Annotated in this window: 17 protein-coding genes; all 17 read left to right on the forward strand. The window is 69.9% G+C overall.

The window, feature by feature from the left end; translation table 11 throughout:
- The first annotated feature begins 3 nt into the window (after positions 1-3).
- The 17 genes from ACUP6Y_RS16995 to ACUP6Y_RS17075 all read left to right on the forward strand — a co-directional run bounded on the left by ACUP6Y_RS16995 (position 4) and on the right by ACUP6Y_RS17075 (position 12,558).
- Positions 4-1,023, forward strand: a complete 1,020-nt coding sequence (locus tag ACUP6Y_RS16995) for a MerR family transcriptional regulator (RefSeq protein WP_462551994.1) — start codon at positions 4-6, stop codon at positions 1,021-1,023.
- Complete coding sequence (locus ACUP6Y_RS17000) at positions 1,020-1,211, forward strand: hypothetical protein (RefSeq protein ID WP_462551995.1); 192 nt, start codon at positions 1,020-1,022, stop codon at positions 1,209-1,211. Before ACUP6Y_RS16995 ends, ACUP6Y_RS17000 begins: the two co-directional genes overlap by 4 nt.
- 46 nt (positions 1,212-1,257) lie before the next feature.
- Positions 1,258-1,587, forward strand: a complete 330-nt coding sequence (locus ACUP6Y_RS17005) for a DUF6221 family protein (RefSeq protein WP_462551996.1) — start codon at positions 1,258-1,260, stop codon at positions 1,585-1,587.
- A 469-nt stretch (positions 1,588-2,056) separates the two neighbouring features.
- Entirely contained in the window at positions 2,057-2,326 is a 270-nt protein-coding gene (locus tag ACUP6Y_RS17010) for a hypothetical protein (protein WP_462551997.1), read from the forward strand.
- 125 nt (positions 2,327-2,451) lie between these two features.
- Positions 2,452-2,952 carry a DNA gyrase inhibitor YacG gene (locus ACUP6Y_RS17015; protein WP_462551998.1) on the forward strand — a complete coding sequence of 167 codons (501 nt, stop codon included), beginning with the start codon at positions 2,452-2,454 and terminating at the stop codon, positions 2,950-2,952.
- A 38-nt stretch (positions 2,953-2,990) separates the two neighbouring features.
- On the forward strand, positions 2,991-4,541 hold the full coding sequence (locus tag ACUP6Y_RS17020) for a hypothetical protein (protein ID WP_462551999.1): 1,551 nt from the start codon (positions 2,991-2,993) through the stop codon (positions 4,539-4,541).
- Positions 4,538-4,735: a hypothetical protein gene (locus tag ACUP6Y_RS17025; RefSeq protein ID WP_462552000.1), complete on the forward strand. Its 198-nt coding sequence runs from the start codon at positions 4,538-4,540 to the stop codon at positions 4,733-4,735. Before ACUP6Y_RS17020 ends, ACUP6Y_RS17025 begins: the two co-directional genes overlap by 4 nt.
- Before the next feature lie 2 nt (positions 4,736-4,737).
- The gene (locus ACUP6Y_RS17030) at positions 4,738-6,108 is read left to right on the forward strand and encodes a phage portal protein (RefSeq protein WP_462552001.1); all 1,371 of its coding nucleotides are present in this window, start codon (positions 4,738-4,740) and stop codon (positions 6,106-6,108) included.
- On the forward strand, positions 6,108-8,474 hold the full coding sequence (locus ACUP6Y_RS17035) for a head maturation protease, ClpP-related (RefSeq protein WP_462552002.1): 2,367 nt from the start codon (positions 6,108-6,110) through the stop codon (positions 8,472-8,474). The genes ACUP6Y_RS17030 and ACUP6Y_RS17035 overlap by 1 nt, the downstream gene beginning before the upstream one ends.
- Positions 8,475-8,484: 10 nt before the next feature.
- Positions 8,485-8,928: a hypothetical protein gene (locus ACUP6Y_RS17040; RefSeq protein WP_462552003.1), complete on the forward strand. Its 444-nt coding sequence runs from the start codon at positions 8,485-8,487 to the stop codon at positions 8,926-8,928.
- Between the two features lie 2 nt (positions 8,929-8,930).
- Positions 8,931-9,704 (forward strand): hypothetical protein, encoded by a 774-nt coding sequence (locus ACUP6Y_RS17045; RefSeq protein ID WP_462552004.1) that lies wholly within the window; start codon positions 8,931-8,933, stop codon positions 9,702-9,704.
- On the forward strand, positions 9,685-10,323 hold the full coding sequence (locus ACUP6Y_RS17050) for a class I SAM-dependent methyltransferase (protein ID WP_462552005.1): 639 nt from the start codon (positions 9,685-9,687) through the stop codon (positions 10,321-10,323). Before ACUP6Y_RS17045 ends, ACUP6Y_RS17050 begins: the two co-directional genes overlap by 20 nt.
- Positions 10,323-10,718, forward strand: coding sequence for a hypothetical protein (locus ACUP6Y_RS17055; protein WP_462552006.1), 396 nt, complete (start codon positions 10,323-10,325; stop codon positions 10,716-10,718). The genes ACUP6Y_RS17050 and ACUP6Y_RS17055 overlap by 1 nt, the downstream gene beginning before the upstream one ends.
- Entirely contained in the window at positions 10,715-11,449 is a 735-nt protein-coding gene (locus ACUP6Y_RS17060) for a glycosyltransferase family 2 protein (protein ID WP_462552007.1), read from the forward strand. Before ACUP6Y_RS17055 ends, ACUP6Y_RS17060 begins: the two co-directional genes overlap by 4 nt.
- On the forward strand, positions 11,446-11,829 hold the full coding sequence (locus tag ACUP6Y_RS17065) for a hypothetical protein (protein WP_462552008.1): 384 nt from the start codon (positions 11,446-11,448) through the stop codon (positions 11,827-11,829). Before ACUP6Y_RS17060 ends, ACUP6Y_RS17065 begins: the two co-directional genes overlap by 4 nt.
- Before the next feature lie 4 nt (positions 11,830-11,833).
- A complete protein-coding gene (locus tag ACUP6Y_RS17070; protein WP_462552009.1) occupies positions 11,834-12,211 on the forward strand; it encodes a hypothetical protein in 378 nt (125 codons plus the stop codon).
- Positions 12,208-12,558 carry a hypothetical protein gene (locus ACUP6Y_RS17075; RefSeq protein WP_462552010.1) on the forward strand — a complete coding sequence of 117 codons (351 nt, stop codon included), beginning with the start codon at positions 12,208-12,210 and terminating at the stop codon, positions 12,556-12,558. The genes ACUP6Y_RS17070 and ACUP6Y_RS17075 overlap by 4 nt, the downstream gene beginning before the upstream one ends.
- Positions 12,559-12,661: the final 103 nt, after the last annotated feature.

The raw sequence follows: 12,661 nt of genomic DNA on the forward strand, positions 1-12,661 counted from the left end.
GCCATGACGACCCGCAGGACGACCGCCCGGCAGCCGAGGTGTACCTGGGACGGCGAGGCCTGGACGAACCCCGACGGCCTGCCGTGCCCCGACGACCACTGCGCGATGCGCGGCCGGTGCCCGAACCACGTGCGGCACGCCGGCGGCCTCATGACGTGCGCCAGCTGCGTGGACCGAGTGCGCCGCGATCTCCAGGCGATCGTGACCCGGTACGCCGTGCTGGCCTACGACGCCCGCAGTGACGGCATCGAGTCCGAGGCGATGAACCTCATCGGCCCGACCGTCCACCCCGACGAGGCCGCCGCCGCGGCCCGGGCCGACGCGCTGCGCGGCTGGTGCGAGTGGCCGCCGCAGCGGGTGCGATCGGGCGACCCGAACCACCCGCTCGAGGTGCTCGGCCACTGGGAGCTCGCGCTGGAGGACGGCGGCTGGCTGACGCGGTCGGATCTCCGCACCACCATCTCCAGCGCAGCCGCGCGCCTGTCTGGCCTGCTCGACACCGCCGCACCGCACGGCTTCCCGCACGGCGACGAGTTCGAGGACTTCGCCCGCGAGGTGGCCGCCTGCCTCGCGCACCTCGAGGCGGTGGACCACGACGAACGCCAGGCCGACCTCGGCCGGCCGTGCCCGACCTGCACGCTCGAGCACGGCCCGGACTACGAGGCACCTCGGCTGCGCAAGCGGTACGCCCGCCACGCCTGGGCCCGGCCCGGGCAACGCTGCGGTGACCCAGCGTGCTCGACCTGCGCCGGCGAGCACGACGCCTGGCACTGCCCCGACTTCCCGGCCCACGCGTGGACGGACGCCGACTACCGCTCGAAGGTGGACGCCGACTACGTGGAGCACGCCACCGCGTTGACCGCTAGCCAGCTGCACAGGAAGTTCGGGGTGAAGCCCGGCACCATCCGGGCCTGGGCCCTGCGTGGCAAGGTGCGCAAGCACGGGCTCGACCAGCTCGGCCGCCAGCTGTACGACGTGGCCGACGTGGCCGTGCTCGCCGATGAGAGGATGGTGACCGCATGAACGAGGAACGGTTCACGCTGGATGAGGCAGAGCGCCTGCTCGCTGAGCGCCAGTGTCGCGAGTATGGCCACAGTTGGGACGTGATCGCTACCCAGACCTTCGCCGACCCCGCCGGTACGCCAGAAGCGGTGGTCTGCTCGACCTGCCGCGACGCGTACGACGTGGGCCCCAGGCGAGCGCGCCCGTGACCTTGCCCGACGTGGCCGCGCACACCGGAGAGGGGATGATGGCGTCGTGACCATCACCGAGTTCCTGCTGGCCCGGATCGCCGAGGACGAGGCGTCGATTGTCGAGAACGGGCACGCCATCGACTGCGAGGACGCATACGGCATGCGCCTCGATGATGAGCAGGCGCACCGTGAGTGCGCAGCCAAGCGGGCGATCGTTGCTGCCCACCCGATCGCCTTCGACCAAGACCATCCGACGGACGGCTACTGCGAGGTCTGCCAGACGTGGGACGGGTCGGTTTCGCGCACCGACGCTGGGGCCCCTTGCCCCACGCTCAACGCCCTGCTCTCCGTGTACGCCGACCACCCGGACTTCGACGATGGGTGGGCATCGTGAACGCGATCGGGGACCAACTCGCCGAGTACGCGAACAAGATCGACGCAGGCGAGATCATCCCGCCATGGGAGTTCAGCGAGAGATGCGCGCGGCTCCGCATGAAGGGCATAGACGAGGAGCTGGTCCAGGCACTGTGGCAGGCCCACTCCGCAGGACTACTGCGGCAAGCGGAGAGCCTGAGCACCGAGCAGTGCCGAGCATTGAATGAGGCGGCGGATCACCGTGCCCAGCTCGGCGCTGCGCCTCGTGGGCTCATTAGATAACGCACCGCTCGGCCGACCGGAGCACACCGCCTACGAGCAGCCGTTCGTCTGGCAGACGCCCGACGGCTCAGTCAGGGCAGGAATGGCCCGGCAGGCCTGAGCCGCCCGCTTGCGTCCGTAACGCTTCGGTGTAACCATGGGCGCGGACAGTCGCGCCCCGATCCTCGCCGGTCGGGGCGCTCGGCATTTCCAGGGTGGTGGTGCCGATGGCCAAGCCGCAGCACCGCACACCCGAGTACCGCGCGGCCTACAAGACGCTGCGCCAGGCGCAGGCCGCCGGACAGTGGCTCACCTGCGTCGAGCCCCGCTGCCTCAAGCGAACACGAGACATCGCGCCAACTGAGCGGGCCTCGATCAGCCACGACCCGAGCGGCGCCGTGATCCTCGGTCCTTCGCACCTGGGCTGCAACCTCAGCGAGGCCGCGCGGCGCGGCAACCGCATGCGTGCCCGCCGAGCGCGGCGCCTCGTGCTCTGAGACCCGGGGGCGGGGTCGAAGCCGGGCTCGGCGCGACCTCAGCGGACCGCCGCAGTCTTCAAGCCCCCATCCGGCCCGATCGTCGTATCGCTACGGGGGCGCCGCCGGCGGGAGGTGACGCCACGATGCCGATCACCCGACCCTGCGACGAGTGCGGAACGCCGTACCAGGCCCAGCGCCCCACGTCGAAGTACTGCAGCACCCGGTGCCGCACGCGCGTCAGCCGGAGGACCTCGAAGCGCCCCACGGCCAAGCCGAAGCAGACCGGTTCGGCCGCCGCCGGCCAGAGCGGCACGGTCACGCAGCTCCCGACGGCCGGTGGGCCACTGGACGAGACCTCGCCGGCCAACCCGAACACCGAGGACGTGGCCGGGAGCCTCGCTGAGCAGGTCCGCAAGTCGCTGGCCGACCTGGAGGCGCTCGACACCATCTCGGGTGCGCAGGCCATCCGGGTCGCGCGGCAGATCGACCGCGGCGGCGACTCCGGTTCGGCGGTCGCGACCCTGTCGAAGGAGCTCTCCCGGCTCGTCGGCGAAGCGAAGGTCGAGGCGGCCCCGCGGATCAAGGACGCCGCCGACGACGTCATGGCGCGTGTCAACGAGAAGCTGCGGCTGGTGGGCTCATGACGGCGCTTCTCGAGGTTCCCCGCCAGCTCGCTCCCGGCGTGGACAGCCGCGTTGACCTGGCAGTCCCCGACGAGCTCGTCCTGCCGGCGTTCTGGAACTGCCCGGACTACGCCGTCACGATCGGGCCCGAGGTCGCCGATCTCAACCGGCTGTTCGGCTACGGCCCGAACCCCGAGCAGTGCCTGCTGCTCGATGGCAACTTCGGCATGGACCGGCGCGGCCGGCTCACCGCGTTCGAGGTCTTCGTCCTCGCCTCGCGGCAGAACCTCAAGACCGGGTTCCTGATCCAGCGAGCCAACGGCAAGGCGCTGCTGCTGAAGCGTCGACAGCAGATCTGGACCGCGCACAAGGAGTCGGCCACCGACCAGGCCTTCGCCGAGTTCATGGCGATGATGGAGCGCTCGGCGGAGTTCTCGAAGCGGGTCAAGAAGACGTCCGAGGGCAAGGGCTCGAAGTCGATCGAGTTTGTCAACGGCTGCGTGATCGTGTTCCGGCCTCGGACTGGCAAGGCCGGGCAGTCGATGTCCGCCGACGACGTTGACCTCGATGAGTACTTCGCCGTCGAGGCCAAGCACGAGGGATCGCTGATCCCGACCATGTCCACGCGGACCAACGTCCAGGTCGGGATGGCGTCCTCGGCGCCCCACATCGCGAGCCACATGCAGCGAGCCGTGATGGCGCGGGGTCGAGCGGCGGCCCAGAAGATGACCGAAGAGCCTCGGCTCCTCTACGCCGAGTGGTCGCCGATGCGCCGCGCAGGCAGCCGCCCCGACGGCTCGCCGCGGTACGCCCCGCCGTCGTGCCAGAGCACGGACTGTACGCACCGCCTGGGCATCGAGGGGTGCATTGCCGACGACCGTGAGGTCATCAAGGTCGCCAACCCAAGCGTCGGACGTACGACGGCGCCGGCCATCAGCTGGGAGTTCATCGCCGATGAGCGACGCAAGTTGTGTAGCCCGGAGGCACCGCAGGACTCGGTCGACGAGTACTTCAAGGAGCGGCTCAGCATCGGCGTCGAGGCCGTTGGCCTGGAGGAGTCGATCTTCCCTGGCTGGCCCGACCTGAAGCGACCGGTACCGACGGCGCCTGTCGTGCTCGCGCTCGGCATCGCCTGCGACAACGACCAGACCGTACTCAGCCTGGGCTCCGTCGTCGAGGGCACCGGCGGCGCCTCACCGGCGCCTCACCTGGCCATCTCCGACCGGCGGCCGGCAACCGACCGGCAGGGCTTCGCCGCCAACGTGGCCCGGATCCAGAAGGAGCGCCGCTGCCCGGTGCTCATCCGGGGCAAGAACTTCATGATCGACGACCTGGTGAAGGCCGGCGTCGAGCTGCGGCTGATCGACGCCGACGAACGCGCCCAGGCGCACGCTGACCTCGCCAACTCCATCGAGACCGCGACCGTCGAGCACGGCGGCTACGAGGAGCTGGACACTGCGATCGCTGCCGCGCAGTGGCAGGTGAGCGACAACCGCAAGGTTCTCGACTCCCGCAAAGGCGAGATCAGCGCGCTGGAGGCCGCCGCGCTCGCCCTCCACGGCGTGGCCAAGCCGGCCCCCGCCCTCGAACCGTTCGCACTCTGGGGGTGAGCCGCTTGGGCCTCAACATGGACATCGCCGTCGCGTTCCTGGTGCTGGCCTTCCTCGCCATCTCGGCGGGCGTCTGTCTGCTCAGCATCCCGGTCGGACTGATCGTCACCGGCGTGATGCTCGCCGCCGCGGGCGTGGCACTCCTCCCGACCGGCCGTGACCGGCTCAAGCCGGCCCCGCTGAAGGGACGCTGATCTTGCCTCGTCTCTGGGAGTCCGTGCTCACCCGCAACCACATGCGCGGCCAGCCGGACAACGTCACGCTCGAGGAGCTGCTCGAGGTCTTCAACGACCCCACACGCGAGATCCTGCCCACGTCGTGGGGCAACCTCACCAACGAGGAGGCGGTGGCCTCGGTCGGCGACGCCTACCGCCGCAGCGGCCCCGTGTTCGCGCTGTCGCTGGCGAGGATGCAGGTCTTCTCTCAAGCGAACTTCCAGTGGACCCGGTCGAAGGACGGCACCCCGAGCGACATGTTCGGCACCCAGGAGCTCTCGGTGCTCGAGCAGCCCTGGCCCGGCGCCCGTACCCCGGCCCTACTCTCGCGGATGGAGGCCGACGACACCTCGGCCGGCAACGCCTTCATCCGCCGCCTACGCCGCCCCGGGGTCGACCGGCGCATCGACCGGCTGGTCCGACTGCGGCCGGCCTGGGTCACGATCATCCTCGGCTCCGAGGAGGACGCCGACGCGCCGTGGGAAGCCCCCGACGTCGAGGTCATCGGCTACGCCTACCGGCCCAGCGGTGACGCAGGTCGAACGCTGCTGCTGGAGCCGCACGAGGTCGCGCACTACATGCCGATCCCCGACCCGACGGCCAACTACCGGGGCATGTCCTGGGTGACTCCGGTGCTCACCGGGGTGAAGGCCGACGAGGCGTCCGAGGTCCACAAGAGCAAGCTCTTCGACAACGCTGCGACGCCGAACTTCGCGATCAAGTTCGATCCCACCGTGACGGTCGAGCAGGTCCGGAAGTTCAAGGCACTCTTCGAGACTGAGCACAAGGGCCGGTTCAACGCCTACAAGACGCTGTTCCTCGGCGGCGGCGCGGACCCGGTCACCGTGGGCCAGAACTTCCGCGAGATGGAGTTCGCCAGCACCCAGGCCAAGGGCGAGACCCGCCTGGCGGCGGCTGCCGGCGTACCGCCGACCTGGGTCGGGTTCTCCGAGGGGCTGGCCGGATCGGCGCTGAACGAGGGCAACTACCGCGCCTCTCAGCGCCGGTTTGCCGACGGCACCGCCCAGCACATGTGGGAGGCCGCGGCGATGGCGTTCGAGGCCATCCTCGACCCGCCGGTGGCCCGTCGCGGCGACGCTCCGGCCCGCCTCGTCGTGGACCCCCGCTCGGTGCCGTTCCTGCGCGAGGACCTCGGCGACGCCGCGGACGCCCGCTCGAAGGACGCCACGACGATCAAGAGCCTCATCGACGCCGGCTTCTCCCCCGAGTCCGCGGTGGCCGCCGTCAAGGCAGGCGACCTCGGCCTCCTCAAGCACACCGGCCTGATCTCCGTGCAGCTCCAGAAGCCCGGATCCGACTCGACGTCCGCACCCGCCGAAGGAGGCAACTGATGCCCGAGATGTTCCGCTTCCGAGACCGCCTCCCGAAGCCCGGAGAGGGCAAGCAGCCCAGCGCCGAGCTCGCCGTCACGATCGAGGACGCGACCGCCGAGATCTACCTCTACGACGTCATCGACTCCTGGGGTGGTTACTGGGGGACGTCGGCCTCCGAGGTCGCCGAGGCGCTGACCACGATGCCCTCCGACGTCGACACGATCCACCTGCGGATCAACTCGCCCGGCGGCGAGGTGTTCGAGGCCATCGCGATCAAGAACCTGCTGGCCGGCCACAGCGCCAAGGTAGTCGCGATCGTCGACGGGCTCGCGGCGTCGGCGGCCTCGTTCATCGCCACGGCCGCTGACGAGACGGTGATGGGCGAGAACACCGAGCTAATGATCCACGACGCCCACGCGATCATCCGCGGCAACGCAGAGGAGCTGCGCGCGTACGCCGAGGACCTCGACCGCGTCAGCGACAACATCGCCTCGATCTACGCCAAGAAGGCTGGCACCGAGCTGGCCGAGTGGCGCGAGGTCATGAAGGCCGAGAAGTGGTACGGCGCCCAGGAGGCAGTCGACGCCGGTCTCGCTGACCGTGTCGGCACGGCCGACGCCCCCACCGACTCCACGCCCGCGCGGCAGCTGCACGCCGTCGCGCTCGGTGTGGTCCGCGGCACGGCCGCCACGCACTGGACCCCCGACGGGGTCAGCGCACCGGCCGCTGCCGCCAGCACGACCAGCAGCACCAGCACGACCCCCACCAAGGAGCAGGAAGGGCACCAGGCGGAAACGGCTCCGTCTGGCACGGCGGAGTCCGGCGCCCCCCGGTCCGAGGTGACCCAACCGCCCGCCCCACCTTCCAAGAAGGAGACCGCCATGCCCAGCATGAGCATCGAGGAGCGCGAGGCTCGGATCACCGAGATCGACGCGCGACTCACCGAGATCGACGCCGGCAGCACCGGCGACGTCCTGACCACCGAGGACCAGGCCGAGTGGGACACCCTGCTCGCCGAGAAGTCCGAGCACGGGACCGCCGTCAAGGCCGCCCGGGCCCGCAAGCAGGTCCTCGAGGCCGCGGCCCTCAACCCGGCCGCCGGCGAGTCCGAGGAGCTGCTCAACGAGCGGCGCCGCGGCCAGGCGCCGGCCGTCCACATCAAGCCGGAGAACATCTTCGACTTCGGCGCCATTCGCAACCAGACCAGCACGGTCGAGCAGCGAAACAAGAAGCTCAACGAGCACGCGCTGCGGGCCGTGGAGATCGCGAAGTTCTCCGGGGTCGAGGGCCTCGGCAGCACGCGCGCCAAGGCCCAGGAGCACGTGGCCGCGCTGCTGGAGCGCGAGGGCAGCGACGAGACCGTGAGCGAGCCGGTGCTCGCCACCCGCGTCCTGCGGTCGGGATCGGAGCTGTACAACCGCGCGTTCGGCAAGGCCTTCGCGGCCGCGGCCCGGTTCAACCCGAACCCGATGGGCGGGCTCACCTCGCAGGAGATCCAGGCCCTCACCCTCGGCTCGGACCCGGACGGCGGCTACGCGGTCCCGTTCCAGCTCGACCCGACGGTCATCCTGACCTCGGCCGGCTCGACCAACCCGATGCGCCAGCTCGCCCGGGTCGTGGAGATCACCGGCAAGAAGTGGGAGGGCCTGGCCTCGGCCGGCTCTACCGCTACCCGTGAGGGCGAGACCGACGAGGCCGCGATCAGCAACCCGGCGTTCACTCAGCCGGTCGTCGACACCTCCCGCGTGGACGTGTTCGTCGACTTCTCGATCGCCCTGGAGTCGGCCTGGTCGGAGCTGTCCAGCGAGCTGTCGGTGATCATCGCCGACGCGCTCGACGAGGAGGAGGCCACCTCGTTCATCACCGGCGACGGCTCGGCCCTCACCTCGGGCGGGACGAAGCCCCAGGGCATCCTGACCGGGCTGTCGGCCACGACCACCACCTACGTGGTGACTGCGGACACCGGCGCCCTGGTGCGCACCGACCTGTACAACGTGCTGGACGCGTTGCCCACCCGCTTCGACACCGAGGACGTCGCGTGGATCGGCTCCCGGTCGTTCTTCACGAACACCCGCGGCCTGGAGACCACCGGCGACACCACGCCGCTGTCCGACGACCAGGCGCGCACCCTGCTCGGGGTGCCGAAGAACCGGGCGTCCGGGATGCCGAACTTCTCGACGACCTCGAACGCGAACCTGGCGATCTACGGCAACATCCGCCGGGCCTACGTGATCGCCGACCGGATCGGGTTCAACCTCGCGCTGATCCCGATCCTCACCGGCCAGAACGGGCGCCCGAACGGCAAGCGGGGCGTCTGGGGCTACCGCTACAACGGCGCGAAGCTCATCAACCCGAACGCAGCCCGTGTGCTGCGGATGAAGTAGGGGGTTCGCGATGGCTGCCATCGGAGGCCGGAAGGTCAACGTGCAGATCACGGGCGGGACGCCTTCGTCCCTGCTCTTCGCGGGCTACCTCACGAACGCCCGCTTCAACGCCGCCGACGCGGACGCCGACACCCAGACCTTCGCCGAGGCCGCTGCCGGCTCGAACAAGGACTGGTTCTTCCAGGGCACTGCCTTGCAGGACGACGGCGCCGACGGGTCCGCCTTCTTCACCTTCGTGGAGAACAACGTGGGCAAGGACGTCCAGGTGACGTACATGCCCCAGGGCAACACGACGGCGACCACGGTGGCGCCGCACCGGACGGCCACCTGCACGGTGGCCGAGTTCGACGGAGACTTCCTGGGCGGCGAGGCGAACAAGTCGACCTCGTTCAGGAACACCTTCGACTTCAGCTGGTCGAGCGTGTCGGGCAAGCCGGCGAAGAAGACCAGCTGATCGTGGCCGACCACGTGCAGGAGACCCCGGACGGGACGATCACGCCGACTGCGGTGCTGATCGTGCCCTTCCGGGACCGCGGGCGCGATCCGCGACGGGCTGCCAACCTCGACGCCGTGCGGCGCTGGTGGGACGGCTCGCCGTGGCCCCTGCACGTGGTCGACGACGGCCGGACTGGCGATGCCCAGTTCAACCGTTCCGCGGCCTACAACCGCGGCGCCGCGGTCGCGGCCGGCGTCGGTGTCGACGTGGTGATCTACACCGAGGCCGACATGCTCATCCCCTGGTTGCAGGTCGACCTGGCCGTGCGCCAGGCCGCCGAGCGGCCCAGCCTGGTGGTCCCGTTCTCGGAGTACCGCTACATCGGCGACACGGACTCGGAGACCGTACGTCGCACGCTCAGACCACGCGGAGTCACGCCCGAGACCGTCATGCGCGACTCCACCTCGATGGGTGCGGTCAATGTCGTCTCCCTCGCCTCGCTCGCCGCGATCGGCCGTTGGGACGAGGCCTTCGAGGGTAACTGGTACGACGACAACGCGATGGAGCGGGCCTTCGCTGTCTGCTGCGGCCCGCGGCGCCACATCGACGGCCCCGCCTTCCATCTCTTCCACCTCCCCGGCTGGGCCGGCGACCACCTCACGGACGCCGACCGCGCCGCCACCGACGCCAATCGACGGCGCTGGGCGCGCTACCAGGCCGCGGCCACCCCCGACCAAATCCGCGCATTGACCACCGAGAAGGCAGGAGAGGCCCATGGCCAGCAAGTCTCGTAGCACCGCCCCGAGGACCGCCCCGAGGACCACCGAGCCCGCTGAGCCCGCTGAGCCCGCTGAGCCTGTCAAGGCGGCGGAGGTCGTCGAGTACGACACCTTCGAGGCCTGCCTCGACCACGCGCTGACTCTGATCGAGCAGCCCGGCATGGCGCTCGAGTTCGGCGTCTGCAACGGGCACTCGCTACGCCGCATCGTCGCCGCAATGCCCGAGGATTCGCGGATCATCGGCTTCGACTCGTTCGAGGGTCTGCCGGCCGACTGGCGCGAGGGCTTCCCGGCCGGCACCTTCCGCACCACGCCGCCCGAGGTCATCGGTGCCGAGCTCGTCATCGGCCTGTACGCCCAGACGCTCCCCGGATGGGCGGACGAGAACCGCGGCGCGGCTGTCCGGCTCATGCACGTCGACTGCGACCTGTACTCCTCAACCCGCGACGTCCTCGAGCACGTCGGCCCCTACCTGACGCCGGGCTGCCTCATCGTCTTCGACGAGTTCCACGGCTACCCCGGCGCCGAGCATCACGAGGCCAAGGCGTGGTCCGAGTGGATCAACGAGACCGGCACCGACTACACCGTCCTCGCCCGCGGACCCGAGCAGCTCCTCGCCCGGCTGGACGCCTGATGACCGTCACCAAGGAGCAGGTCCGCGCGGAACTCAACGCCTCCACCGCCACGGTGTCGGACGACAAGATCACCGACGAGCTGGAGGTCTCCCGCCTCCTCGTCAACCAGTACCTCGGCGGCCCTGAGGCCATCGCCGCAGCGCCCTACCCGACCTTCTACCCCGAGACCTACTGGGGGGACATCGTCCCCGAGGCGATCTACGACAAGGCCCTGCTCCTGGTCACCGTCGAGGCGATCAACCAGAGCCTGGCTCCCAACGGTGTGCTGAACCAGGTCTACGACGCCGGCGTCGGCGACCTGACCTCGACGCCTGTCCGCATAGGCCGGGACCCGCTCAAGCCCGCATACCCGGTGCTCGCGCCCTGGGCGAGCGGAAGGTTCTTCTGCGCATGAGCCGCGATGCCAGCAGCAGCGTCCTCGTCTACTACCTCTCGCCCGGTCAAGTCGAGCACGAGTTCTGCCAGAGCCTCCTCGAGATGTCCCTCTACGACGTCATGACCTCAGGCCATCTCGCAGGCGTCTTCGGCGTACGCTCCGGCGCGCTCCTCGCCGTGGCCCGCAACTCCGTGGCGAGCCAGTTCCTCGACGCCGCGGAGCAGGGAGTCGCCGACTGGCTGCTGTTCATCGACTCGGACATGGTCTTCGAGCGGGATGCTCTTGAGCAGCTGTTCGCACACGCCGACCCCGACACCTGTCCGATCATCGGCGGGCTGTGCTACGGCCTCGACTTCCAGACCGGCCCGTTCCCGGTGGTCTACAAGCTCGTCGAGACCCCCGACGGACCGATGACCCGCCGGCCGAGCCAGCTCGACCGCGACACCGGACTGATGCAGGTCGACGCCACCGGCACCGCCTTCCTCATGATCCACAAGAGCGTGCTGACCGCCGTCCGAGACCGCGGCTACTCCAAGGCCTACCCGTGGTTCCAGGAGACCGAGCTCGGCGGCGGCCACCCCGTCGGCGAGGACATCGCCTTCTGTCTACGCGCGCGCAGCCTCGGCTTCCCGGTCGCCGTCAACCTCGACCTGCGCATCGGGCACAAGAAGGACCAGATCGTCATCGGCACGCCGCCCAAGGCCGACCCTGGCGCTGCGGACGTCGGCTCACAGCGGGTGTCGGCATGAGCTGGAACGCTGCCCGCACCGATCTGCGCTCGGTCGTCGCCGCCGCGCTGCCGAACGTCTGGACCGTCACCGCGGAGGTGCCCGAGCGTGCGGTTCCCCCTCTGGCCATGGTCGACTTCCCCGCGCCGCCATACGTCGACTTCGAGGGCGCACCGTTCGGCGGACGGAACCTCTACCTCGAGGTCGTCCTCGCCGTGGCGAAGGGCAGCAACGACATCATCACGACCTCGGTGAACGAGGCCCTGGAGCTGCTGGTCGATGCCATCGAGGACTCCGACCAGTTCGTCCCTCTCGATGTCGAGGCCGGCCCGGTAGCCGTCAACGGCCAGATCTACCCCGGGGGCGTCATCCGCTGCCGCACCGAGGTGCTCCGTGGCTAGGGGCATGCACATCTCGACCCGGATCGACGGCCTCAACGGCGTCATCCGGGACCTGGTCTCAATGGGCCTGTACGTCGACGACCCCAAGGACGCCATGGCCCAGATCGCCCGGTTCGGTGCGATCGAGGCTGCGAGGTTCGCGCCCAAGCGCAGCGGCCGACTGGCACGCGACGTTCGAGGCAACCGCGCCAAGGCCAAGGCCGTGATCACCGCCGGACGGGTCTCGGTGCCGTACGCCGGCCCCATCAACTACGGCTGGGCCCGCCGCGGCATCACCGCATCCGGCTTCATGCAGAAAGCCGACAAGGCCGTGCAGCCCTACGCGCTGCGGCGTCTCGAAGCAGACATCAACGCATCCATCCGAAAGCGAGGACTCGCATGACCACCACCAGCGCCGCCAGCAGCACCGACCGTGTGTCGTTCTGGGACACCTTCAACTCGATGACCGGCTACGAGGAAGACGCCGTCGAGGCGGCTTTCGGCGCCGACGCCGGCGAGCTGACCAAGAAGACCTTCGGCGGGTCGCTGTCGCTGGTCGCGCTGCGCGCCATGGTCTTCGTGCTCGCCGTTCGAGAGAGCAACGACGCAGCGAAGGCCAAGGACGAGGCGATGAAGCTGACCCGCCGCGAACTCGCTGACCGCTTCCTCTCCGACGAGGAAGACGCCGAGGACGCGATCCCCGACGAGCCCGACACGGCCTTGGGAAAAGACGCCTCGACCGCCGGCTAGCGGCGGAGGGGCTCGCGGCCTGGTGCCTGGCCACCCGGCAATCACCGGAGGCCTACCGCAGCCTCACCCGGATCGAGCGACAGGCATTCATCGACGTGCTGAG

This window comes from Nocardioides sp. S5-5, assembly GCF_054954065.1.

Coding starts and splice junctions, on each gene's coding strand:
- ACUP6Y_RS17065 (WP_462552008.1), top strand. CDS start 11,446: ATGAGCTGGAACGCTGCCCGCACCGATCTGCGCTCGGTCGTCGCCGCC.
- ACUP6Y_RS17000 (WP_462551995.1), top strand. CDS start 1,020: ATGAACGAGGAACGGTTCACGCTGGATGAGGCAGAGCGCCTGCTCGCT.
- ACUP6Y_RS17035 (WP_462552002.1), top strand. CDS start 6,108: ATGCCCGAGATGTTCCGCTTCCGAGACCGCCTCCCGAAGCCCGGAGAG.
- ACUP6Y_RS17010 (WP_462551997.1), top strand. CDS start 2,057: ATGGCCAAGCCGCAGCACCGCACACCCGAGTACCGCGCGGCCTACAAG.
- ACUP6Y_RS17070 (WP_462552009.1), top strand. CDS start 11,834: ATGCACATCTCGACCCGGATCGACGGCCTCAACGGCGTCATCCGGGAC.
- ACUP6Y_RS17055 (WP_462552006.1), top strand. CDS start 10,323: ATGACCGTCACCAAGGAGCAGGTCCGCGCGGAACTCAACGCCTCCACC.
- ACUP6Y_RS16995 (WP_462551994.1), top strand. CDS start 4: ATGACGACCCGCAGGACGACCGCCCGGCAGCCGAGGTGTACCTGGGAC.
- ACUP6Y_RS17040 (WP_462552003.1), top strand. CDS start 8,485: ATGGCTGCCATCGGAGGCCGGAAGGTCAACGTGCAGATCACGGGCGGG.
- ACUP6Y_RS17060 (WP_462552007.1), top strand. CDS start 10,715: ATGAGCCGCGATGCCAGCAGCAGCGTCCTCGTCTACTACCTCTCGCCC.
- ACUP6Y_RS17075 (WP_462552010.1), top strand. CDS start 12,208: ATGACCACCACCAGCGCCGCCAGCAGCACCGACCGTGTGTCGTTCTGG.
- ACUP6Y_RS17015 (WP_462551998.1), top strand. CDS start 2,452: ATGCCGATCACCCGACCCTGCGACGAGTGCGGAACGCCGTACCAGGCC.
- ACUP6Y_RS17050 (WP_462552005.1), top strand. CDS start 9,685: ATGGCCAGCAAGTCTCGTAGCACCGCCCCGAGGACCGCCCCGAGGACC.